We start from the raw sequence: 21,567 nt of genomic DNA, 5'->3' as shown, positions 1-21,567 counted from the left end.
GTCATGGCGACGGGCACTGTGCTGTGGTTCGACACCGCCAAGGGCTTTGGCTACATCGCGCCCGACGGCGACGACGGGGCCGAGATCCGGGTCAACGCCGTCGCGGTCGAGAGGGCCGGCCTGCCGCCGCTCGAGGACGGCCAGGCCATCGCCTATGAACTGGAGCGCGACCCGTTCAGCGGCCAGATGGTGGCCGGCAAGCTGCGGGCCTGAGTTCTGCGGGCCTAAGTTCGCCTCACCTCGTCATCCCGGCCGAAGGCTCGCGCAGCGAGCCGTGGAGCCGGGACCCAGGGGCCGCCGCATCGACCCGGCCGTCGCCGGGCGTTTGAACTGACTGCTGAGCCCAGTCCCCTACGTCCCGGATAAGCGCTGCGCGCTTTCCGGGATGACGGCGAATGGGGACGTTGAGCGTCAGCGCAGCTCGAAATAGGCCGTGCCGTCGCCTTCGGTGTGGGCGACGATGGCGATCAGGTGCTCGGTTCCGTCGTCGAGGGTCAGGCGGGCGTCGCCGGCGCGGAAGGCCTGGCGCATGGCTTCGGGCTCGCCGGTCAGGCTGCCTTTGCCGGTGCGGCGGCCCGCTGGGCCGCCCGAGACCAGCAGCGAGAAGACGATCTCCTGGCTCTGGCGGGCGATGGTCAGGGCGCCTTGGCCCGTACGCGGAACGGCTGGAACTTTACGCATGGAACGATAACGCCGAGCTTGGCCTTTTGCTCCCGTCGCCAGAAAAAGATCCGGACAGGGCGGACGTGAAAAAGAAAAACGGGCTGCTTGGGTCTCCGATCTATCGCTGAAGAAATGAAATCGCTTGTGTTGTTATCCACAGGCGGGCATTATGGATCCATCGAATATCGACACGGTTCGGCCGCTCTCCACGCTTGTTCTTAGGATCGAGCGCCCGAGTCCATCCAAAACCTCACCGACAATTTGATCGCGCGGACCATCTTGGCCGTGCGGCTGCTCCTGTTTGCAAGGATATCTCCCATGACCACCGGCACCGTGAAGTGGTTCAACTCCACCAAGGGCTTCGGCTTCATCCAGCCCGACGACGGCGGCGCGGACGTTTTCGTCCACATCTCGGCCGTCGAGCGCTCTTCTCTCGGCTCGCTGAACGAAGGCCAGAAGGTCGCTTTCGAGCTGGAGCGCGACCAGCGCAGCGGCAAGATGTCGGCCGGCCAGCTCCAGGCCGCCTGATCCATACGCCGTCTCGCCCGCGGGATCCTCCCGCGGGCGTTCTCGAAAGGATCTTATGAGCTCACCGCAAAACGTCGGCCACGCCGAACGTCTCCAGACCGCCGCCCGGGCCAAGGCGGCCCTGCTGGCCAAGTTCAAGCCGAAGGCGACCGTCACCGATCCCCAGTTCGAAGATCGCGCCGCTCTGCGCGCGGCCGAACTCGCCGCCGTCCGCAAGGAACGCTCGGCCGCGCGGGCTCTCGTCCGTGCCGGGAACATCGGCCGCCAGGAGGCCCTGGTCGAAGAAGCACTTGCAGCAAAGCGTGGGGCGCGTAAGGAACGCAAGGCGCTCACCAACGCTGAAGCCAAGGCGAAGCGCGACGCCCGCTACGCCGCGCGTAAGGCCCGGGCCTGACGCGCGGACCTTCTGTTCAGGGGAACCGCCAATGGCCCGCAAGCCGAACTACAATTTCGAACGCCAGGAACGCGAGCGCCTGAAGGCGGCCAAGGCCGCGGAAAAAGCCGCCGAGAAGGCCGCCGAGCGCGCCGCCAGGCGCGCGGAAGCCGGCGAGGGCGCCGAGCGCGCCGACGACGAACCCTCCACCTGAGACGATTTCGGAACCCGGTTACTTCTTTTCCGGGTTCCGGACCGACGGGCCTTCCATCTTGGAGGTGTCGGTGTTGATGGCCGGCAGGCCCGAGGGGCGGCCGGTCAGGGTCTCGATCGGATAGACCGTGGCGCACTTGAGCCACTTGCCGGCCCAGGCGCCGCCGCGCGCCTCGCACTTCGCCTTCGGCCAGACCCACAGATAATGGTAGCCGAACACGCCGACGATGCTGGCGAGGAAGATTCCGATGAAGATGATCTTCAGGCGGTTGATGGCGCGGTTCATGGCGGCGTCTTAAGCACCGGCCGCGCTATGTGGCTAGCCCCATTTCGTGGGCGCCATTTCGCGGGAGGAGCGCGCGAGGGCGCAGACGGCTCGCGAAAGGTGTCGTACAGTTGTTTGAATGATCCTTGAAAAAGCGCATTACGCTTACGTCAGGGGAAACTTGCAAACCTGGGAGGACGCGCTAAGTCGATTGTCCAAGCAGGGGAAACCTCGAAAGAGAAGCAGCCAGGAGGCGGCGTAGACCGATGAAGGTTCTGGTCCCGGTCAAACGGGTTATCGATTACAACGTGAAGGCTCGGGTGAAAGCCGACCAGACGGGCGTCGACCTGGCGAACGTCAAGATGTCGATGAACCCGTTCTGCGAGATCGCGGTCGAAGAGGCCGTGCGCCTCAAGGAAAAGGGCGCTGCGACCGAAGTCGTCATCGTCTCGATCGGCCCGGCTCAAGCTCAGGAAACCATCCGCACGGCCCTGGCCATGGGCGGCGACCGCGGCATCCTGATCACCAGCGACGCCGACCTCGAGCCGCTGGCCGTGGCCAAGCTGCTGAAGGCCGTCGTGGCCGAGGAGCAGCCCGGCCTCGTCCTGATGGGCAAGCAGGCCATCGACGGCGACAACAACGCCGTGGGCCAGATGCTGTCGGCCCTGCTCGACTGGCCGCAGGCGACCTATGCCTCGGCGATCGAGATTTCGGGTTCGGCCGCCAAGGTCACCCGTGAAGTCGACGGCGGTCTTCAGACCCTCGATGTCGACCTGCCGGCCGTGATCACCGCCGACCTGCGCCTCAACGAGCCGCGCTACGCCAGCCTTCCCAACATCATGAAGGCCAAGAAGAAGGAAATCGCGCAGAAGACCGTCGCCGACTACGGCGTCGACGTCGCTCCGCGCCTGACCGTCGTCAAGGTCACCGAGCCGCCGAAGCGCTCGGCCGGCATCAAGGTCGAATCCGCCGCCGACCTCGTCTCCAAGCTGACCACCGCGGGGGTGCTGTAATGGCCGTTCTCGTCATCGCCGACAACGACAACGCGCACCTGCGCGACGGCACCCACAAGACCGTCACCGCCGCCCTGAAGCTGTCGGGCGACGTCGACGTGCTGGTGCTGGGCAAGGGCGTCTCGGCCGTGGCTGACGCCGCCGCCAAGATCGCCGGCGTCCGCAAGGTGCTGACCGCCGAGAGCGACGCCCTGGGTCACGGCATCGCCGAAGCCCAGGCCGACGCGGCCCTGGCGCTCGCGGGCGGCTACGACGCGATCCTCGTCCCGGCCACCGCCGGCGGCAAGAACTTCGCCCCGCGCATCGCCGCCAAGCTCGACGTCGCCCCGATCAGCGACATCGTCGAGGTGGTCTCGGCCGACACCTTCGTGCGCCCGATCTACGCCGGCAACGCGCTGGAGACCGTCCAGTCGTCCGACGCCAAGAAGGTGATCACCGTGCGTCCGACCGCCTTCGCGGCGGCCGGCGAAGGCGGCTCGGCTTCGGTGGAAAGCGTCTCGGGCGCCGATGCGGCCAAGACCCGCTTCGTCAGCGAAGAGATGGTCAAGTCCGACCGTCCGGAACTGGCCGCGGCCAAGATCGTCGTCTCGGGCGGCCGCGCCATGGGCTCGGCCGAAGAGTTCCAGGCGGTCATCGAGCCCCTGGCCGACAAGCTGGGCGCCGCCGTCGGCGCCTCGCGCGCCGCCGTCGACGCCGGCTACGCCCCGAACGACTACCAGGTCGGTCAGACCGGCAAGGTCGTCGCCCCGCAGCTCTATATCGCCGTGGGCATCTCGGGCGCCATCCAGCACCTGGCCGGCATGAAGGACTCCAAGGTGATCGTCGCGATCAACAAGGACGCCGACGCGCCGATCTTCCAGGTCGCCGACTACGGCCTGGTCGCCGACTACAAGTCGGCCGTGCCGGAGCTGATGAGCGCGCTCACCGCCGCCGGCAAGTAAGGCTTCTCGCTTCGTCGAGAACGGAAGGCCCGGGAGCAATCCCGGGCCTTTTTGCTTTTCAGGCGCCATCCGCAATCCCTCTCTCTTAGAGAGAGGGAGGGGCCCGCCGCCGCAGGCGGTGGGAGGGTGAGTGGTTACGGCCTGGCCGACCGGAGCGCAGCCAGGATCTCGTCGGCGGTCCCGCCGGGATCGGCCAGGAACCGCTCGTTGTGGAGCCTCAAAACCACGTATCCAAGCTGCTCCAACGTTTCGGTGCGCTGGTGGTCATAGTCTTCGCGACCGTCATGAGCCGCGCCGTCGAGCTCCACGATCAGCTTGCCCGCCTCGCAGACGAAGTCCGCGAAGTAGCGGTCGATCGCAATCTGCCGCATGAACTTGAAGCCCGCGAGGCGGCGGTTGCGGACAAGGGCCCAAAGCGTCTTTTCCGCCAGGGTCTGTTTCTGGCGAAGGCGGCGGGCGTAGGCGGTCCTGTCCATCAGCAAAGCCTGGGCGCTTCGCTCCTGCCTTTTCAATCAAAGGAATTAGGATTTCTCTGTGAGGGCGAAACCACTCACCCTCCCACCGCTGCGCGGCGGGCCCCTCCCTCTCTCAAAGAGAGAGGGTTTCCTCGGAGGAGCCAGCTCCCGTTTTTGATCTATATCTTCCGCAATACCCCTTATGCGCGGCCCCGGATTTGCGCGGGATCGGGCTTGGGCTTAAGCCGATCCCATGACGCAACAAGCCGACACCCTTTCCGATCTCGACGCCAAGAAGGCCCGCGCCCGGGCCTGGTTCGAGAGCCTGCGCGACCAGATCTGCGCCGCCTTCGAGACCCTGGAGGACGAGGCCCCCGCCGAGCTCTACGGCGACCAGCCGGGCCGCTTCGAGCTGAAGCCCTGGGACCGTCCGGCCGGCGGCGGCGGGGTGATGGGCATGATGCGCGGGCGGCTGTTCGAGAAGGTCGGGGTGCACGTCTCGACGGTGTTCGGGACCTTCCCGCCCGAGATGGCCAAGACCATGCCGGGCGCCGCCGAGGACCCGCGCTTCTTCGCCACCGGCATCAGCCTGATCGCGCACATGACCAATCCGCGCGTGCCGGCCGTGCACATGAACACCCGCTTCATCGCAACCACCAAGGGCTGGTTCGGCGGCGGCGGCGACCTGACGCCGCTGCTGGGCTACCAGCGCCAGCAGGACTTCCCCGACGCCATCGACTTCCACGCCGCCTACAAGCGGGCCTGCGACAAGCATGATCCGGACTGGCACGCCAAGTACAAGGCCTGGTGCGACGAGTACTTCTTCCTGCCGCACCGCAACGAGCCGCGCGGCGTCGGCGGCATCTTCTACGACCACCACGACAGCGGCGACTGGTCCAAGGACTTCGAGTTTACGCAAGATGTCGGCCGGGCCTTCCTCGAGATCTATCCGACCCTGGTGCGCCGCCGCATGAACGAGGCCTGGAGCGCCGACGAGCGCGAGCAGCAACTGGTCCAGCGCGGCCGTTACGTCGAGTTCAACCTGCTCTACGACCGCGGCACGATGTTCGGGCTGAAGACCGGCGGCAACACCGAGTCGATCCTCAGTTCCATGCCCCCCGAGGTGAAGTGGCCTTGAGCCGCTAGATCCTCCCCCGCAAGGCGGGGGAGGGGGACCACGAAGTGGTGGAGGGGGCGGGGCCAGGCGCAGAGGTCTGTCGATCGCCCTTCTTCGCGAACGTCGTTATCCCAGGGTTGCGTCGCCTGGCCTTTCAGCCTTAGCTTGACCTTATGGTCCTCCTGCTCGCCCTCGCCCTGTCCACAGCCTTCGTCGCGCCGCGTGACGTCGAGCTGTTTCATGAGAGCGTCCTGGCCGAGATCAGCCATCACGAGACGCTTCGCAGCCGGTCCGTGGAGGTCAATTGGTATCGGGCGGCCGGCGGCGACCGCAGCCGGCTGCACGTCGCCGACTTCAAGTGCGACCAGCCCGTGGGCCGTCGCACGTGCCAGTTCACGCTGGTCCGCGACGGCGGGCCGGTCGAGCTGCGCGGCGAGACGGTTCCCGACCGGCTGAGTTGCTCGGCGCGGTTCCAGCGCAATCTCCGCGGCAATTCCCCGGCCTGGCTCGTCGAGCGCAGGCTGCGCGTGCCGCGCGGCTCGTTCACGGGCACGACGCTGCGCTGCGAGGCCCCCTAGACCGCCAGGCACACCACCTGGGCCACGCGCAGGTCGCGGCGCAGGCCGTCGGCGATGCGGCCGTAGTTGTCGGTGGTGATGGCCTCGCCCGGGGCGAACTCGGGGACGTTGGCGTCGCCGCCCCGGCGGGGCGTGCGGGCGATCAGGGTGCGCATGCTCTCGGGCGCGGTGGTGTAGATGCGGCCGCGACGCGGCGATTCCGCCACCGTCACGCCGATCACGCGGCCGGCGCTGTCCAGCGCCGGGGCGCCGGAAAGGCCCGCCAGCGTGCCCTTCAGGTTGTCGGTGCGGCCGACCTCGGCCCAGACCAGGACGGGTTCGGTGCGGGCGCCGCGCCCGTGGATCACCAGGTTCTCGCGGCCGATCAGGCGCGAGGCCACCTCGCCGGCGTGGCCCTGCGGGAAGCCGGGGTGGAAGGCCCGCATGCCCTTGCGCGGGTCGGCCAGGTTGACCGGCATGGCCGGGGCGCCGCCCTCTGTGGTCAGGATAGCAGCGTCGAAGCGCGGGTCGATGGTCACCCGGGCGGCCACGCCGCGTCCGTCGGCGACCAGGATGGCGGCTTGCTTGCAGCCGTCGACCACGTGGCGGGCGGTCAGCCAGACGCCGTTCTGCCCCACCGAGAAGGCCGTGCCCGAGGCCGGCTCCTGCTTGTCGGGCACCTGCACCACGATCGACGGGTCGAAAGGCGAGGCCGGGCCCAGCGGCACGCCTTCCTCGCCGGGCACCGGCGGCGGCGGCGGCGGCGCGTCGGCGCGCTCCTGGCGGCCGACGGCGACCACCAGCAGGGCGGCGACCACGGCGCCGTAGACCAGCCAGTCTGGAAGCTTGGGGAAATGCACGCGCCCCGCTCCGCCCGTTCCTTTCGCCTCAGCCCGCCACGCCGGAGGCGATGATGATGGCGGTGGCCAGCTTGGCGCCGACCAGCAGGGCGGCGGCCGAGACCTCGCCTTCGTTGATCCGCTCGGGCAGGCCCTTCAACATCATGTCAGTCAGGCGGAAGACCAGCAGTTGCAGCGCCAGGGTGGCCACGCCCCACAGCAGGATCTCGATCACCGAGGTCGAGGCCGCCAGCGAGGCGGCCAGCGGAATGGCCAGACCGGTCAGCACCCCGCCCAGCGACAGCGCGGCGGCCGCGTTGCCCTCGCGGATCAGCTTGATCTCGCGATGCGGGGTCAGGAGGATGTAGATCGCGGCCCCGGCGACCAGCATCGCCATGGTCACGCCCACATGGGTCAGGGTCGTCAGCAGGCCGTTGGCGAAGGCCTGGATCTCGGGCGACTGGATCTGAGGCATGTTTACGCGACCCCCTGGGACTTGAGGGGCAAGCTCTAACACGGGTGTGCGAGCTTTGCGTAGAGGGCTCGCGTGGCGGGGGACCCGCCATGTCCTCCCGTCATTCCCGCCACAAGGGCGGGAATGATGGGAAGTCTGGGGGCGGCCGTTACGCCGCGTCGTCGGCGTCGTCTTCCAGCATGCCGGCCATGGCCGCCATCGACAGCTTGCGCAGGGCGCTGGCGCGGACCTTCTCGCTCTCGCTCTTGAGCTGGCCGCAGGCGGCGAGGATGTCGCGGCCGCGCGGGGTGCGGATCGGCGAGGAGTAGCCGGCCTTGTTGAGGATCGCCGCGAAGGTCTCGATCGCGCCCCAGTCCGAACACTCGTACTGGCTGCCCGGCCAGGGGTTGAACGGGATCAGGTTGATCTTGGCGGGGATGCCCTTGATCAGCTTCACCAGGGCGCGGGCTTCGTCGGGGCTGTCGTTGACGCCCTTCAGCATCACGTACTCGAAGGTCACCCGGCGGGCGTTCGAAAGGCCCGGATAGGCGCGGATGCCCTCCATCAGCTGGGCGATCGGGTACTTCTTGTTCAGCGGCACCAGCACGTCGCGCAGGTCGTCATTGGTGGCGTGCAGGCTGATGGCCAGCATGGCCTGGGTCGCCTCGCCCAGCTTCTCCAGCATCGGCACGACGCCCGAGGTCGACACCGTGATCCGGCGACGCGAGATGCCGATGCCCTCGTTGTCGCTGATGATCTCGATGGCGTCCGACACCTGGCCCAGATTGTAGAGCGGCTCGCCCATGCCCATGAACACGATGTTGCTGAGCAGGCGGTCTTCCTTGTCCGACGGCCATTCGGCCAGGTCGTCCTTGGCGATCTGCACCTGGGCGACGATCTCGGCCGTCGTCAGGTTGCGCACCAGCGGCTGGGTGCCGGTGTGGCAGAAGCTGCAGTTCAGCGTGCAGCCGACCTGGCTGGAGACGCACAGGGCGCCGACCCGGCCGACCGACGGAATATAGACCGTCTCGACCTCGATGCCCGGGGCCATGCGGATCAGCCACTTGCGGGTGCCGTCCTTGGAGACCTGGCGCTCGACCACCTCGGGGCGGGCGATGGTGAAGGTGTCGGCCAGCCGCGCGCGGGTTTCCTTGGCCACGTCGCTCATCTGGGCGAAGTCGGTGACGCCGCGGTGGTGGATCCAGCGGAACACCTGGGTGGCGCGCATCTTGGCCTTGCCGTGCTCGACCACGCCGCTCTCGGTCAGGGCGGCGATCAGCTGCGGGCGGGTCAGGCCCGACAGGTTGACGGGCGGCTTGGCCGCGTCGGCCTTTTCAGCGGGCGCAACGCGGGACAGGTCGAGGGTGACGCTCAAGGGGCGGTCCGGGAAATTCGAGGAATGTGCGGGGTCGAGGCGGGGATATAGCAGATGTGGGCCGGTTTTCCAAAAAGGCGGTTGGTCGCGGCTGGCGAGCCCGGTCCACGAAGATCCTCCCCCTGCGCGAGAGGTGGCCCGGAGGGCCGGAGGGGGGCGTTTTCAGCTTTCGAGGCGGTGGATCGTCGTCAGCTGCTCCCCCCTCCGTCCGCTTCGCGGACACCTCCCCCACAGGGGGAGGATCTTCGCGTGCGACTTCGGCCCCCTTCGACAATTGGCCCTCATCCCGCTAAACCGCGCCCATGCCGTTCACCGCCACCGTCATGACCATGTTCCCCGAGGCCTTTCCCGGCCCGCTCGGCGTCTCGATGATCGGGACCGCCTGGAAGGAGGCCGACCTGTGGCGTTTGGAAACACTGGACATTCGCGCCTTTTCCAAGGATAAGCGCGGCTTCCTCGACGACACCCCCGCGGGTGGCGGCGCGGGAGCCGTACTGAAAGCGGACGTCATCGCCTCTGCGCTCGACAGCGTGGACATCGGCGGGCGGCCGCTTTTGTACATGAGCGCCCGGGGCAGGCCCCTGACCCAGGCGCGCGTTCGCGAGTGGTCCAAGGCGCCTGGCGTCGTGGTGCTGTGCGGCCGCTTCGAGGGGGTGGACCAGCGGGTGCTCGACGCCCGCGGGTTCGAGGAGGTCTCCGTCGGAGACGCGGTTCTCGCCGGTGGCGAGGCGGCGGCGATGGTGGTGATCGAGGCGTGCGTTCGGCTGGCCCCGGGTGTGCTGGGGAACATCGAGAGCACGCTGGAAGAAAGCTTCGAGGACGGTCTCCTCGAGCATCCGCAGTATACCAGGCCGCGGACGTTCGAAGGGCTCGACATCCCCGAGGTGCTGCTGTCGGGCGACCACAAGAAGGTCGACCAGTGGCGGCGCAGTATGCGTGAAGAAACGACCCGCGAGCGGCGTCCCGATCTCTGGGAAGCGCATCTCGCCAATCAACAGGCAAAAGGCGGCCCGAAAACGGGTAAGCCCAAGGAGAAATGATCATGGCGATCAACATCATCGCTCAGCTCGAGCAAGAAGAATCGGCCCGTCTGCTGGCCGTCCGCGCGATCCCGGAATTCCGTCCCGGCGACACCCTGCGCGTCAACGTGAAGATCAAGGAAGGCGAGCGCGAGCGCGTTCAGGCCTACGAAGGCGTCTGCATCGCCCGCCAGGGCACGGGCGTCCACGAGAGCTTCACGGTCCGCAAGATCTCGTTCGGCGAAGGCGTGGAGCGTCTGTTCCCGCTGCTCTCGCCGAGCATCGAAAGCATCGAAGTCAAGCGTCGCGGCGTCGTCCGTCGCGCCAAGCTGTACTACCTGCGCGACCGTCGCGGTAAGTCGGCCCGTATCGCCGAGCGCGTCAACGTCCGCAAGGACGCCGAATAAGCAGCTCGCTCGCTACGGCGAAGTGTTCGAAGGCCCCGGCGGAAACGCCGGGGCCTTTTGCTTTTGCGGTTGCCTCCTCGCCAGGGTTGCGTGCAATCCTGGGGTGAGCTTCGGGGAGGGGACCATGCGGCGCATGACGAAGGCGGCCGGCCTGCTGGCGGTCGCGGTTCTGGCCGCGGCCGGAGCGCCGGTGACGCTTCCCGACCTGCCCAGGACCCGGGACGAGCCCGAGCTCTTGGCGCCCAACGGCCGGCGCGGGATGGAGATCGACCTCAACGAGATCCGCATCTTCTTCGCCGGCGGCTACGACGGCGCCTGGATCCGCCGCTCGAACATGAACCTCGTCCGGGCGATCCACGGCATGACCTTCTACAAGGTCAATGGTCGGCTCTATGTCGACCGCGACGGCGACCGCGTCATCGACGCCGGCGCCTTCTATGTGCCCAAGACCGGGCTGGTGATCGCCGACTGGAACTGCGACGGCCGGGGCGATCAGATCCTGCTCAGCATGCGGCCCGTGCCCAAGGGAACCTGGGAAGGCCTGCTCAAGCGCGTCCGCGAGGAGGACGGCAAGGCCTCGGCCCGCTGAACGGCCAAGCTTTGTGCATAAGCACGCATCTTGACGGATCGTCGTTCTGTGGCATGATGATTTCACCCTCGCTGTTCAGACACGGCGGGCTTCCAGACCGTCTCCTTTCTAGTGGACGGCCCTCTTCAGGCGGAGCCATCGGCCCCTGGAGTGTACAAACGATGCCAGGGCGCGCCGACAGGTCACTACGACCGGCGCGCCCTTAGTCGTTCGAGGTTGCGTTCAATGGTCCTCGTCCTGCCGGGATGGGGACCAAGGCGACCGTCGCGTTCCCGCCTCCAGGACAGGCTTCGGGGCAAGAAATGTGCGCCTGGACGTTGTTTCCGCGTCCCCTCGGGGCAGGATCGATCGCTGCGTGGCGGTCACACAGCGGATTTTCGGCGTTTCATCGCTTTACGCGCCCGCCCATCGGGCCTAGATGCGGATCGCTATGACCCGCGCAACAAAGACCCTCTACGACAAGATCTGGGACGCCCACGTCGTCAACGAAACCGACGGCGAGGCCATCCTCTACATCGACCTGCACCTGATCCACGAGGTGACGACGCCACAGGCCTTCGCCGGCCTTCGCGCCGCGCGTCGCCCCGTGCGCCGGCCCGACCGCACGCTCGCCGTGGCCGATCACAACGTGCCGACCGAGAACCAGGCCGCCGGCGTCGACGCCGTGGCCGACGAGGAGGCGCGTCTTCAGCTTCAGACGCTGGGCCGCAACGTCGCCGACAACGGGATCGAGTATTTCCCGATGGGCGACATCCGCAACGGCATCGTCCACGTGGTGGGTCCCGAGCAGGGCCGCACCCAGCCGGGCATGACCATCGTCTGCGGCGACAGCCACACCTCGACCCATGGCGCCTTCGGGGCCCTGGCCCACGGCATCGGCACCTCGGAAGTCGAGCACGTGCTGGCCACCCAGACCCTGCGCCAGAAGAAGGCCAAGAACATGCTGGTCCGCGTCGACGGCCAGCTGGGCCCCGGCGTCACCGCCAAGGACATCGCCCTGGCCGTCATCGGCGAGATCGGCACGGCCGGCGGCACCGGCTACGTCATCGAATACGCCGGCGAGGCCGTGCGCGGCCTGACGATGGAGGGCCGCATGACCCTCTGCAACCTGACCATCGAGGGCGGCGCCAAGGCCGGCCTGGTCGCGCCCGACGAGACCACCTTCGCCTATGTCCAGGGCAAGCCCGCCGCGCCGAAGGGCGCGGCCTGGGACATGGCCGTCAGCCACTGGAAGACCTTCTTCTCCGACGAAGGCGCCGTCTTCGACCGCACCGTCGTCATCGATGGCGCGGCCCTCGTGCCGATGGTCACCTGGGGCACGTCCCCCGAGGACGTCGTGCCGATCACCGGCAATGTTCCCGAGCCGGAGAGCTTTGGCACCGCCGACAAGCGCGCCGCCGCCCACCGGGCCCTGGACTATATGGGTCTGACCGCCGGCCAGCCGATCAGCGAAGCCCGCATCGACCGCGTCTTCATCGGCTCGTGCACCAACAGCCGCATCGAGGACATGCGCGCCGCCGCCGCCGTGGTGCAGGAAGCCTTCCTGCACGGCCGCATGGTGGCGCCGCACGTCAAGGCGATGGTCGTGCCGGGCTCGGGCCTGGTCAAGGAACAGGCCGAGTCCGAAGGCCTGGACGCCATCTTCAAGGCCGCCGGCTTCGACTGGCGCGAGCCGGGCTGCTCGATGTGCCTGGGGATGAACCCCGACCGCCTGGAGCCGGGCGAGCGCTGCGCCTCGACCAGCAACCGCAACTTCGAGGGCCGCCAGGGCCGCGGCGGCCGCACGCACCTCGTCTCGCCCGCCATGGCGGCGGCGGCGGCGATCGCCGGTCACCTGGTCGACGTGCGGACGCTGTTCGAATGAGTCTGCTGACCCTGGCCCTCGCCGCGGCCCAGGTCTTCGCCGCGCCGCTCGACCTGCCCGCCAAGGCGCAGATCGAGATGACCGTGGTCAAGACCCGCGAGGACCTCCGCGAAGGCGAGGCCGGCCAGCCCCTGACCAGCCGGACGGTCTACGCCAAGACGGTCGAGGCCGACGGCGAGGGCTATCGCGTCACCCTGAAGCCGACCTCGACCGAGCTGCCCAAGATCGGCCCGGCCGAGAACCAGGCCAAGGTGCAGTCGGCGCTCGAAGGCATGCTGTCACGCACCTATGTCTACAAGGCCGACGAAAGCCTGGCCCCGACCGCGATCGAGGACTGGCCCGCCGTCGTGGCCGACATGACCAAGGTCCTGCAGGCCCTCGCCGGGAACGACCCCGACGTGGTCAAGGTGATGGGCGGCATGACCAGCATGTTCGGTCGCATGAGCCCCGAGCAGGCGGCCGACCTGATGCTCAAGGAAGACGGCATGCTGAGCGCGGCGGTCAACATCGAGCTCGAGGTGGGCAAGCCGTTCACCTATGACGATCAGGTCGCCAGCCCGCTGGGCGGCGGTCCCATCAAGGCCAATGGCGTCGTCGTCGTGGAGCGGATCGACGAGCCGCGTGGCGTCGGCGTGGTGCGCTGGAGCCAGTCGATCGATCCGGAATCGGCCACGGCGGTCATCACCCAGCTCATTCAGGGGCTGATCGCCCAGATGCCGGCCGAGACGCCAAAGCCCGATTTCAAGGCGATGATGGCCAACGCCAAGCTCGAGAACACCAGCGGCTGCCTCTACGAGATTAACCTGAAGACCGGCCTGCCGGTCCGGGCCGATTGCGAGAGCAAGACCGCCATCACCGATCCCCGGTCGAGCCGGCTCAGCGGCCGCACCGAGCGCTGGGTGATCACCCAGACCCTGAAGAACTAGGAGAGGCTGGACATGCAAGCCTTCACCCGTCTCGACGGCCGCGCGGCGCCCCTGTCGCTGGCCAATATCGACACCGATCAGATCATCCCCAAACAGTTCCTCAAGACCGTCGAGCGCGAGGGTCTGGGCAAGGGGCTGTTCTTCGACTTCCGCTTTGACCCGGCGGGCAATTCGATCGACGACTTCGTGCTAAACCGCCCGGAGTACAAGGGCTCGTCGGTGTTGATCGCCGGCGACAACTTCGGTTGCGGCTCCTCGCGCGAGCACGCCCCGTGGGCGCTGATGGACTTCGGCATCCTGTGCGTGATCTCGACCAGCTTCGCCGACATCTTCAACAACAACTGCTTCAACAACGGCCTGCTGCCGGTGGTGCTGGCGGCCGACGAGGTCGCGGTGCTGATGGACGAAGCCAAGGGCGGCAACCACATGGTCAGCGTCGACCTGGAAGCCCAGACGGTGGTCTCGCCCTCGGGCAAGACCTTCAGCTTCCAGATCGATCCGGTGCGCAAGGAGAAGATGCTGAAAGGTCTCGACGCCATCGGCGAGACCCTGCAGCACGCGACCGACATCGACGTGTTCGAGAGCAAGCGCGCCATCGGCCAGCCCTGGCTGGAAAACTGAGGCGCGCTCCCTCCCCCTCGATGGGGGAGGGCCGGGGTGGGGGGGACTGCGGCGGCTCGGTTCGCGCTACATCCTGACAGGCTTCCACCCCCACCCCCGACCCTTCCCCCATCAAGGGGGAAGGGGGAGAGCTCCAGAATGACCCTGATCCTCGCCGGCTCCATCCGCATCGCGCCCGAGCGTCTCGAAGACCTGCGTCCGCACCTGGCCGCCCAGGTGGCCGGGTCGCGGGGCGAGCCGGACTGCCTGGCCTATGCGCTCACCGAGGATCCGCTCGATCCGGGGCTGATCCGGGTTTTCGAGCACTTCACCGACGAAGCGGCCTTGGCCTTCCACCGCGCTTCGCCGCATATGGCCGCGTGGCGCGCGGCCTGCGCCGAGCTCGGCGTGTACGAGCGCCGCATGTCCTCCTTCGACGTTTCCGCCTATCGCGAGATCTGAAATGGCTACGCTTCTCCTGCTCCCCGGCGACGGCATCGGTCCGGAAGTCTGCGCGGAGGTGCGCCGCGTGGCGGCCGCCCTCGTGCCCAGCCTGGTGGTCGAGGAAGCCATCTACGGCGGCGCCAGCTACGACGCCCACGGCACGCCGCTGACCGACGAGGTCCGCGACCGCGCCCTGGCCAGCGACGCGGTGCTGATGGGCGCCGTCGGCGGTCCCAAGTGGGCCGACGCCCCGCGCCACCTGCGCCCGGAAGCCGGCCTGCTGAACCTGCGCAAGGCGATGAACGTCTACGCCAACCTGCGTCCGGCCTACTGCTTCGAGGCCCTGGCCGGCGCCTCCAGCCTGAAGACCGAGCTGGTCTCGGGCCTGGACATCATGTTCGTGCGCGAACTGGTCGGCGGCGTCTATTTCGGCGAGCCGCGCGGCATCGATGTGCTGCCTGACGGCCAGAAGAAGGGCTACGACACCGCCCTCTACACCACCAGCGAGATCGAGCGCGCCGGGCGCGTGGCCTTCGAGCTGGCCCGCGGCCGCAAGAACAAGGTCCACTCGGCCGAGAAGTCGAACGTCATGGAGTCGGGCCTGCTGTGGAAGCAGGTGATCACCGAACTGCACAAGCGCGAGTATCCGGACGTCGAGCTGGAGCACATCCTGGCCGACAACTGCGCCATGCAGCTGGTGCGCGCCCCCAAGCAGTTCGACGTCATCGTCACCGACAACCTGTTCGGCGACATCCTGTCGGACGCCGCGGCCATGCTGACCGGTTCGCTGGGCATGCTGCCCTCGGCCGCCATCGGCGATCCCAACAAGCCGGGCCTGTACGAGCCGATCCACGGCTCGGCCCCCGACATCGCCGGCAAGGGCCTGGCCAATCCGCTGGCCGCCATCCTGTCGTTCGAGATGGCCCTGCGCTGGTCCCTGAAGGAAGTCGAAGCCGCCGACCGCCTGCTCGCCGCGGTCAAGGGCGCTCTCGATTCGGGCGCGCGCACCCGTGATCTTGGAGGTGAACTGTCTACTGTTCAGATGGGTGATGCGGTATTGTGTCGCATCTGAATAAGTAGAATAGCGCCGTTATTTCGGCGTTTTACAATTTCTGCTTAAGTTTTTTCGCCCAGTTCCTGCACTCATCAAATGATAAGTCGGGACCTGGGCGAAATGCGTTTCAACGACCTGAAGATATCGGCGAAGCTGGGGATCGCGTTCAGCGCCCTGATCATCGCCTTCGTGGTGTCCTCGGCGGTGGTGTTCACCAGCCTGCAGCGCATCGAGGCCGCTTCGGTCTCCAACCAGCGCAGTCTCTCCCTGGCCACCGAGGCCGAGGTGATGATGACCCTGGTGCTCGAGCAGCAGAACGCCCTGCGCGCCTACGCCCTGCTCGGCGACGCCGACTTCGCCAAGACCTACACCGAAAGCGTCGACCAGTTCGACAAGGCCCTCGACGCCTTCGAGGGCAAGACCACGGTTCCCGAACAGAAGGCCCGCATCCAGCGCCTGCGCGGCGCGATGGGCGAATGGCGCAAGACCATCGCCGAGCCGGCCCAGGCCGCCATGGCCAACGACCCGGTCATGGGCCGCATCGCCGCCGGCGAGCTGATGGGCCGCAAGAGCCTCAACGACATCCGCGCCATCCAGGACGAGCTGACGGCCGCCGCCAGCGAGCGCGTGGCCCTGCGCGCCAAGGAAATGAAGCAGGCCATGGACATGGCCATCCTGTCGCTGGTGATCGGCGGCGTCGCCGCCCTGGTCATCGCCGGCCTGATGGGCTGGATGCTGTCGGGCACCATCGGCGCCTCGGTCGCCGCCATGACCGCCGCCATGCGCCGCCTGGCCTCGGGCGACAACACCATCGAGGTCCCGGCCGTCGGCCGCAAGGACGAGGTCGGCCAGATGGCCCAGGCCGTGCTGAGCTTCAAGGACGCCGCCATCCACAAGCTGCGCCTGGAAGACGAGGCCGTCGAGCAACGCCGCCTGACCGAGGCCGAACGCGCCCGCGTCGAGGCCGAGAAGGCCCGCAAGGCCCAGGAGGACGCCATCGCCGTGTCGGCCCTGGCCGAGGCCCTCGGACACCTGTCGAACGGCGACCTGACCTTCCGCATCACCGCCGCCTTCGCCCCCGACGCCGAACAGCTGAAGACCGACTTCAACGCCGCCGCCGCCCGCCTGGAAGAAGCCATGCGCGGCATCAACGGCGCCGCCGGCGGCATCCGCGCCGGTTCGGAAGAGATCGCCCAGGCCTCCGACGACCTGTCGCGCCGCACCGAGCAGCAGGCCGCCAGCCTGGAAGAGACCGCCGCGGCCCTCGACCAGATCACCGCCACGGTCCGCAAGACCGCCTCGGGCGCCAAGGAAGTCTCCAGCCTGGTGGCCGGCGCCCGCACCGGCGCCGAGCGCTCGGGTCGCATCGTCGACCAGGCGGTCGGCGCCATGGCCAGCATCGAGCAGTCCTCGGGCCAGATCGGCAACATCATCGGCGTCATCGACGAGATCGCCTTCCAGACCAACCTTCTGGCCCTGAACGCCGGCGTGGAAGCGGCGCGGGCGGGCGACGCGGGCAAGGGCTTCGCGGTCGTCGCCCAGGAAGTCCGCGCGCTCGCCCAGCGTTCGGCCGAAGCGGCCAAGGAGATCAAGGGCCTGATCTCGACCTCGACCCAGCAGGTCGAGGCCGGCGTGTCCCTGGTCGGCCAGACCGGCGAGGCCCTGCGCGCCATCGTCGACCAGGTGGCCAGCATCGACGCCCTGGTCGGCGAGATCGCCGCCAGCGCCCAGGAGCAGTCCACCGGCCTGCACCAGGTGAACGTCGCGGTGAACCAGATGGACCAGGTGGTCCAGCAGAACGCCGCCATGGTCGAGGAAGCCACCGCCGCCACCCACTCGCTGAAGGGCGAAGCGGGCGAGCTGGCCGTGCAGGTCGGCCGCTTCAAGGTCGCCGGCGCCGCCATGGCCGCCTCGGCGCCCCGGGCCGCCACCCCGGCCTCGCGCCCGGCCGCCAGTCCCGCCCGCGCCGCCCAGGCCCGCGCCGCCGCCTTCGCCACCGAAGGCTCGGCCGCCCTGGCCGTCGACAGCTGGGAAGAGTTCTAGGACTTGATCCTCCCCCTCCGGGGGAGGTGGCCCGTAGGGCCGGAGGGGGAGCGTCTACGGACGCTCCCCTTTTTCGTTCCTGACCCCTCTCTCTTCGAGAGAGGGGTCAGGTTTTCCTAGGCCGCCGCCACCGCGCCCGTCGTCCGGCGCAGGCGCCAGAAGCGGATGGTGCGCAGGGCGCTTTCGCGGGGCAGGGCGGCGTAGAGCTCGCCGTACGCCTTGGCCTTGCCCATTACCTCGTCGGACGGATCCAGGATCAGCAGGGCGAAGGTCAGGAACAGGGCGCGGTCGAAGTCGGCCGCCTTGCAGACCACGGCCAGGCCGTCGAGCTCCTTGCGCTCGAGGATCTTGCGGGCGGTGTGGAAGTCGATGTCGGCCATGTCCGACAGGGCGCAGAGGAACAGGCTGGTCTGCTTGGCGCGCAGCATGCTGGCCAGGGCCTGGGGCGTGATCCGTCCCCGGGCCTTGATCAGGCCAAGCTCGTGCATGGCCGCGTCGTAGTCGGCGGGCAGAGCGCCGTCGCGGGCGGCCAGGCGGTTGCGGCCGGCGGCCAGGGCCGCCTCCAGCACCGCCGGGTCGACGCTCTCGTTGCGGGCCATGATCCGGTCGCGCAGCCGCGCCTCGGCCACGAAATACATCTCGTTGAGCAGGTCGATCGGCAGGCTCTGGCGGTCGATCACCGCCTCGTGCAGGGCCGGGTTGGCGGCGGCGCGGTCGACCACGGTCTCGTGGGCGGCGCGCGACAGCTGCGCGCCCTCGTTGCGGATCAGGACGCCCAGGGTGTCGTCGTCGCCGCGCGCGACGATGGCGTCGGAGACGGCGCTGGGCACGTGGGCCCGGCTGGAGATCGCCCGCAGGTGCTCCTGGCCCTGCGTCTGGGCCACGTGCAGCAGGTCGGCGTCCGACAGCGGGGTCGCGCCGGTCAGGATCGGGCGGGCCACGGCGATGCTGTCGGCGGCCAGGTTGCGGGTCAGGCTCGGCGGCGGCGCGGCCGACTGGCCCAGGCGCTCGGCCAGCTCGACGCGCACGGCCTCTTCCATCTCGCCGGCCAGCTGGCCCATCACCTGGTCGAACAGGCCCATCTCCACCGCGCCGTGGTCGTCGGCGGTGAAGAACAGGTCGGTCACCCCGCGCAGCAGCTCGCGCCGCTTGGCGCTGGAGGGCTCGTCGGCCAGGGCGATCAGGTCATGCAGCCGCGATTGCAGCATCAGAAATCGCTCTCCTGGGCGGTGGTCTTCTTCTTCCGCGACGCCGAGGTCGACATGTCCCGGCCGGCGTCCCGGGCGGCCTCCGCCAGCCAGTCGGCCGAGCCGTGCTGGGGCTCGTCGTCAGCCGGCGCGGTGGCCACGGCGGCCGGGTCGACCGCCATCAGCACCGTGTTGGGCGGGCCGGGGGCGGCGATCTGGTCGGGGGTCAGGCCGAACATCCGGCCCACCGAATAGGTGCGCGGCGCCAGGCCCTCGGCGGCGCGCGGATTGGCGTAGGCCGGCGCGGCGGCGACCTGCGCCGGGGCGGGGAGGGGGAGGGGAAGGGGCTGCGGCGTCTGGACAGGCGGCGGTCCACCGGCCAGCTCGCTCGAGGGATAGACGCGCGGCGCGGCGGGCGCGATCGGGGCGGCGGCCACGGGCGGGCTGTAGAGGCTGGTCGGCAGGGCGCCTTGGGGAACCTGCGCAGGCGCAACCCGCGGCGGGCCTTGCGGACCGTAGCGCGGCTGCGGTTGGACCTGCTGCGGGGGCGGCGGCGCGGCCGGGGCGTTGGCGTAGCCGGCCCAGGCGGCGATCGGCGCGGGGCGCTCGACGGCGCGGGAAGCGGTCTGCGCGGCTTGCGGCGCCGTGGGCGCTTCCACCTTGCCGGCCCAGCCCAGCATCGGCCCGCGATAGGCCGAAGCGGCGGCCTGGGCGCGCGGGCTGCGCGGCCCGTAGCGGCTCTCGCGCGCGTCCTCGGCGTGCGCCGGAACGGCGACGCTGGCGAGCAGCAGCAGGGGCAGAACGAGGCGCATGCCGGTCCGGACGGAGTCTTGTCAGTCTGCGAACCCTAGCCGACGCCGCTTAATCGCCGCCTAACGGCGCCGTGGGCACGGTCGGGGATGCGACCGAAATCCCTCTCTCTTCGAGAGAGGGATTTACCGCCCCCGCCACCAGGCCAGCAGCCGGGCCTCGGCCGCGGCCAGGGCCGCGTGCAGCGCCACGCCCATGGCGGCCAGCACGGCCAGCGCCGCGAAGCCCCGCGCGGTCTGCAGGCGGTTGAAGCTTTCCAGCATCCGCCAGGCCAGGCCCTGGCTCGATCCCGAGCCGGCCACGAACTCGGCCGCCACCGCGCCCACCAGCGCCAGACCGGCGGCGACCTTCAGCCCTTCCAGGATCGCCGGCAGGGCCGAGGGCAGGCGCAGGCGCCACAGCCGCTGCCAGCCGCTGGCGCCGTGCAGGTCGAACAGGCGCGACAGGTCCGGGTCGGCCGCCTTCAGCCCGGCGATCGCGCCCGAATAGATCGGGAAGAAGGCGATCACGGCGGCCAGCGCCGTCACCGCCCGGCCGGGATGGTCGATGCCGGCCCAGATGGTCACCAGCGGGGCGATGGCGATCACCGGCGTCACCTGCAGGATCGCCGCGACGGGGGCGAAGGCGTCCTCGACGATCGGCTTCAGGGCCGCGCAGAACGCCAGGGCCAGGGCGATGACGGCGGCCAGGACCAGCCCCGCCAGCGCCGTCGACAGCGTGCCCCAGGCGCTGAGCGCCAGCAGCGGCCCGGCCTCGACCAGGGCCTTGGCCACCTGCGACGGCGCCGGCAACAGGTAGGCCGGCACGTGCAGGGCGCGGCAGGCGCCTTCCCAGGCCGCCAGCAGGAAGGCCACGAACAGGATGGGAGCCAGGCGGCGGGTCATCGGCCGGCCTCCAGCAGCGCGGAAACCGCCTCCACGGTCTCGCGGAACGCCGCCGTCGTGCGAAACCCCGCCGGCCGCACCAGCGGCCCCTCGACCATCACCTCGCCGGCCGCGACGCCCGGCCCCGGGGTCAGCACCACCACCCGGCCGGCCATGTAGACGGCCTCCTCGACATTGTGGGTGACGAACACCACGGCCGGCGATAGCGCCGCGCACAGGGCCAGCACGTCGTCGGCCAGGGCTCGGCGGGTGATCTCGTCCAGGGCCGCGAAGGGCTCGTCCAGCAGCAGCAGCCGAGGGGCCGTGACCAGGGCCCGGGCCAGCGAGGCCCGCATGGCCATGCCGCCCGACAGCTGGGCCGGCCGGGCGTCCTGGGCTCCGTCCAGGCCGACCTTCGCCAGCGCCTCGCGCGCCTTGGCCCGGGCCTGCCGCTTGGGCATGCCGGCCAGCTCCAGCGGCAGGGCGACATTGGCCGCGGCGCTCATCCACGGCGCCAGGGTGGGGGCCTGGAACACCACCGAGGTCTCGCCCTTGCCGGCCGCCCGGGTGACGCTGCCGCGCGTCGGCGCCTCCAGCCCGGCCAGCAGCCGCAACGCCGTCGACTTGCCGCACCCCGACGGCCCGACCAGCGCCACCACCTCGCCGGCGGCCAGCGACAGGTCGACTGGCCCCAGCGCCCGGCCGCGCGGGTAGTCGACCTCGACGGCGGAGAGGGAGGCGATCGCGTTCAATTCTCCTCCCCCGTGCAACGGGGGAGGGGGACCGGCGAAGCCGGTGGAGGGGGCGACCGCCGCTCAGAAGCCGGCCGGGCCCACCCCCCCCCCCCCCCCGCCCCCCCCCGCCCCCCCCCCCCCCCCCCCCCCCCCCCCCCCGACCCCGGTTGGGCTCTGGTCGTGCGGGAAAAGGTGGGTGGCCGTGACGTGGAGATCCAATTGGTCCGGGGCGGC

The 21,567-nt window shown here is 69.4% G+C and carries 27 protein-coding genes; 17 read left to right on the top strand and 10 right to left on the bottom strand.

What is annotated here, in order from left to right:
* Nucleotides 1-3 precede the first annotated feature (3 nt).
* Nucleotides 4-213, top strand: a complete 210-nt coding sequence (locus V6S85_RS20910) for a cold-shock protein (RefSeq protein WP_116564882.1) — start codon at nucleotides 4-6, stop codon at nucleotides 211-213.
* Between the two features lie 198 nt (nucleotides 214-411).
* Here V6S85_RS20910 and V6S85_RS20905 read toward each other — a convergent pair whose 3' ends face one another.
* Nucleotides 412-681 (bottom strand): hypothetical protein, encoded by a 270-nt coding sequence (locus tag V6S85_RS20905; protein WP_116564884.1) that lies wholly within the window; start codon nucleotides 679-681, stop codon nucleotides 412-414.
* A gap of 300 nt (nucleotides 682-981) precedes the next feature.
* Here V6S85_RS20905 and V6S85_RS20900 point away from each other — a divergent pair, with 300 nt between their 5' ends.
* The 3 genes from V6S85_RS20900 to V6S85_RS20890 are packed head-to-tail and all read left to right on the top strand — an operon-like array spanning nucleotide 982 to nucleotide 1,778.
* Nucleotides 982-1,191: a cold-shock protein gene (locus V6S85_RS20900; protein WP_116564886.1), complete on the top strand. Its 210-nt coding sequence runs from the start codon at nucleotides 982-984 to the stop codon at nucleotides 1,189-1,191.
* 55 nt (nucleotides 1,192-1,246) lie between these two features.
* Nucleotides 1,247-1,585 carry a DUF6481 family protein gene (locus V6S85_RS20895; protein WP_116564888.1) on the top strand — a complete coding sequence of 113 codons (339 nt, stop codon included), beginning with the start codon at nucleotides 1,247-1,249 and terminating at the stop codon, nucleotides 1,583-1,585.
* A 31-nt stretch (nucleotides 1,586-1,616) separates the two neighbouring features.
* Nucleotides 1,617-1,778 (top strand): hypothetical protein, encoded by a 162-nt coding sequence (locus tag V6S85_RS20890; RefSeq protein WP_165828711.1) that lies wholly within the window; start codon nucleotides 1,617-1,619, stop codon nucleotides 1,776-1,778.
* Between the two features lie 18 nt (nucleotides 1,779-1,796).
* Here V6S85_RS20890 and V6S85_RS20885 read toward each other — a convergent pair whose 3' ends face one another.
* The gene (locus tag V6S85_RS20885) at nucleotides 1,797-2,063 is read right to left on the bottom strand and encodes a hypothetical protein (RefSeq protein WP_116491066.1); all 267 of its coding nucleotides are present in this window, start codon (nucleotides 2,061-2,063) and stop codon (nucleotides 1,797-1,799) included.
* 245 nt (nucleotides 2,064-2,308) lie between these two features.
* On the opposite strand from V6S85_RS20885, the gene V6S85_RS20880 reads away from it, so the two are divergent.
* Together V6S85_RS20880 and V6S85_RS20875 are read left to right on the top strand one after the other, a co-directional pair.
* Nucleotides 2,309-3,055: an electron transfer flavoprotein subunit beta/FixA family protein gene (locus V6S85_RS20880; RefSeq protein WP_116564890.1), complete on the top strand. Its 747-nt coding sequence runs from the start codon at nucleotides 2,309-2,311 to the stop codon at nucleotides 3,053-3,055.
* The gene (locus V6S85_RS20875) at nucleotides 3,055-3,996 is read left to right on the top strand and encodes an electron transfer flavoprotein subunit alpha/FixB family protein (RefSeq protein WP_334350116.1); all 942 of its coding nucleotides are present in this window, start codon (nucleotides 3,055-3,057) and stop codon (nucleotides 3,994-3,996) included. The genes V6S85_RS20880 and V6S85_RS20875 overlap by 1 nt, the downstream gene beginning before the upstream one ends.
* A 134-nt stretch (nucleotides 3,997-4,130) precedes the next feature.
* On the opposite strand, the gene V6S85_RS20870 is transcribed toward V6S85_RS20875, so the two are convergent.
* Entirely contained in the window at nucleotides 4,131-4,472 is a 342-nt protein-coding gene (locus tag V6S85_RS20870) for an endonuclease domain-containing protein (protein WP_334350115.1), read from the bottom strand.
* 232 nt (nucleotides 4,473-4,704) lie between these two features.
* Between V6S85_RS20870 and hemF the strand changes: the two genes are divergently transcribed.
* On the top strand, nucleotides 4,705-5,589 hold the full coding sequence (hemF, locus tag V6S85_RS20865) for an oxygen-dependent coproporphyrinogen oxidase (protein ID WP_334350114.1): 885 nt from the start codon (nucleotides 4,705-4,707) through the stop codon (nucleotides 5,587-5,589).
* Nucleotides 5,590-5,741: 152 nt separating this feature from the next.
* Entirely contained in the window at nucleotides 5,742-6,146 is a 405-nt protein-coding gene (locus V6S85_RS20860; RefSeq protein ID WP_334350113.1) for a hypothetical protein, read from the top strand.
* Here the strand turns inward: V6S85_RS20860 and V6S85_RS20855 are convergent.
* The 3 genes from V6S85_RS20855 to rlmN all read right to left on the bottom strand — a co-directional run bounded on the left by V6S85_RS20855 (nucleotide 6,143) and on the right by rlmN (nucleotide 8,793).
* Nucleotides 6,143-6,985 carry a S1 family peptidase gene (locus V6S85_RS20855; protein WP_116564898.1) on the bottom strand — a complete coding sequence of 281 codons (843 nt, stop codon included), beginning with the start codon at nucleotides 6,983-6,985 and terminating at the stop codon, nucleotides 6,143-6,145. The genes V6S85_RS20860 and V6S85_RS20855 overlap by 4 nt on opposite strands.
* 28 nt (nucleotides 6,986-7,013) lie before the next feature.
* Nucleotides 7,014-7,439, bottom strand: a complete 426-nt coding sequence (locus V6S85_RS20850) for a DUF350 domain-containing protein (protein WP_116491072.1) — start codon at nucleotides 7,437-7,439, stop codon at nucleotides 7,014-7,016.
* 148 nt (nucleotides 7,440-7,587) lie between these two features.
* A complete protein-coding gene (gene rlmN, locus V6S85_RS20845) occupies nucleotides 7,588-8,793 on the bottom strand; it encodes a 23S rRNA (adenine(2503)-C(2))-methyltransferase RlmN (RefSeq protein WP_334350112.1) in 1,206 nt (401 codons plus the stop codon).
* A 302-nt stretch (nucleotides 8,794-9,095) separates the two neighbouring features.
* Between rlmN and trmD the strand changes: the two genes are divergently transcribed.
* The 9 genes from trmD (at nucleotide 9,096) to V6S85_RS20800 (ending at nucleotide 17,739) form a co-directional block, all read left to right on the top strand.
* Nucleotides 9,096-9,833 carry a tRNA (guanosine(37)-N1)-methyltransferase TrmD gene (gene trmD, locus V6S85_RS20840; protein WP_334350111.1) on the top strand — a complete coding sequence of 246 codons (738 nt, stop codon included), beginning with the start codon at nucleotides 9,096-9,098 and terminating at the stop codon, nucleotides 9,831-9,833.
* 2 nt (nucleotides 9,834-9,835) lie between these two features.
* Complete coding sequence (gene rplS, locus V6S85_RS20835) at nucleotides 9,836-10,219, top strand: 50S ribosomal protein L19 (RefSeq protein WP_109100148.1); 384 nt, start codon at nucleotides 9,836-9,838, stop codon at nucleotides 10,217-10,219.
* A 124-nt stretch (nucleotides 10,220-10,343) separates the two neighbouring features.
* Nucleotides 10,344-10,808, top strand: a complete 465-nt coding sequence (locus tag V6S85_RS20830) for a hypothetical protein (protein ID WP_116564904.1) — start codon at nucleotides 10,344-10,346, stop codon at nucleotides 10,806-10,808.
* A 430-nt stretch (nucleotides 10,809-11,238) separates the two neighbouring features.
* On the top strand, nucleotides 11,239-12,672 hold the full coding sequence (leuC, locus tag V6S85_RS20825; RefSeq protein WP_334350110.1) for a 3-isopropylmalate dehydratase large subunit: 1,434 nt from the start codon (nucleotides 11,239-11,241) through the stop codon (nucleotides 12,670-12,672).
* On the top strand, nucleotides 12,669-13,598 hold the full coding sequence (locus V6S85_RS20820; RefSeq protein ID WP_334350109.1) for a hypothetical protein: 930 nt from the start codon (nucleotides 12,669-12,671) through the stop codon (nucleotides 13,596-13,598). The genes leuC and V6S85_RS20820 overlap by 4 nt, the downstream gene beginning before the upstream one ends.
* A gap of 12 nt (nucleotides 13,599-13,610) precedes the next feature.
* On the top strand, nucleotides 13,611-14,219 hold the full coding sequence (leuD, locus tag V6S85_RS20815; protein WP_334350108.1) for a 3-isopropylmalate dehydratase small subunit: 609 nt from the start codon (nucleotides 13,611-13,613) through the stop codon (nucleotides 14,217-14,219).
* Between the two features lie 138 nt (nucleotides 14,220-14,357).
* Complete coding sequence (locus tag V6S85_RS20810) at nucleotides 14,358-14,660, top strand: putative quinol monooxygenase (protein ID WP_116564910.1); 303 nt, start codon at nucleotides 14,358-14,360, stop codon at nucleotides 14,658-14,660.
* A gap of 1 nt (nucleotide 14,661) precedes the next feature.
* Nucleotides 14,662-15,714, top strand: coding sequence for a 3-isopropylmalate dehydrogenase (gene leuB / locus V6S85_RS20805; protein ID WP_116564912.1), 1,053 nt, complete (start codon nucleotides 14,662-14,664; stop codon nucleotides 15,712-15,714).
* Nucleotides 15,715-15,816: 102 nt separating this feature from the next.
* Nucleotides 15,817-17,739, top strand: a complete 1,923-nt coding sequence (locus V6S85_RS20800; protein ID WP_334350107.1) for a methyl-accepting chemotaxis protein — start codon at nucleotides 15,817-15,819, stop codon at nucleotides 17,737-17,739.
* Between the two features lie 116 nt (nucleotides 17,740-17,855).
* On the opposite strand, the gene V6S85_RS20795 is transcribed toward V6S85_RS20800, so the two are convergent.
* From V6S85_RS20795 to V6S85_RS20780, 4 genes are all read right to left on the bottom strand, one after another.
* Entirely contained in the window at nucleotides 17,856-18,947 is a 1,092-nt protein-coding gene (locus V6S85_RS20795) for a DUF2336 domain-containing protein (protein ID WP_116568901.1), read from the bottom strand.
* Nucleotides 18,947-19,738 (bottom strand): hypothetical protein, encoded by a 792-nt coding sequence (locus V6S85_RS20790; protein WP_334350106.1) that lies wholly within the window; start codon nucleotides 19,736-19,738, stop codon nucleotides 18,947-18,949. Before V6S85_RS20790 ends, V6S85_RS20795 begins: the two co-directional genes overlap by 1 nt.
* Before the next feature lie 123 nt (nucleotides 19,739-19,861).
* A complete protein-coding gene (locus V6S85_RS20785; protein ID WP_334350105.1) occupies nucleotides 19,862-20,620 on the bottom strand; it encodes an ABC transporter permease in 759 nt (252 codons plus the stop codon).
* Nucleotides 20,617-21,351, bottom strand: a complete 735-nt coding sequence (locus tag V6S85_RS20780; RefSeq protein WP_334350104.1) for an ABC transporter ATP-binding protein — start codon at nucleotides 21,349-21,351, stop codon at nucleotides 20,617-20,619. The genes V6S85_RS20785 and V6S85_RS20780 overlap by 4 nt, the downstream gene beginning before the upstream one ends.
* Between the last annotated feature and the right edge of the window lie 216 nt (nucleotides 21,352-21,567).

It is taken from the genome of Caulobacter sp. CCNWLW153, assembly GCF_036889365.1.
Lineage (GTDB): Bacteria > Pseudomonadota > Alphaproteobacteria > Caulobacterales > Caulobacteraceae > Caulobacter > Caulobacter radicis.
Note: the sequence above shows the minus strand (reverse complement) of the source record. Positions and strands in the feature narration are given on the sequence as shown.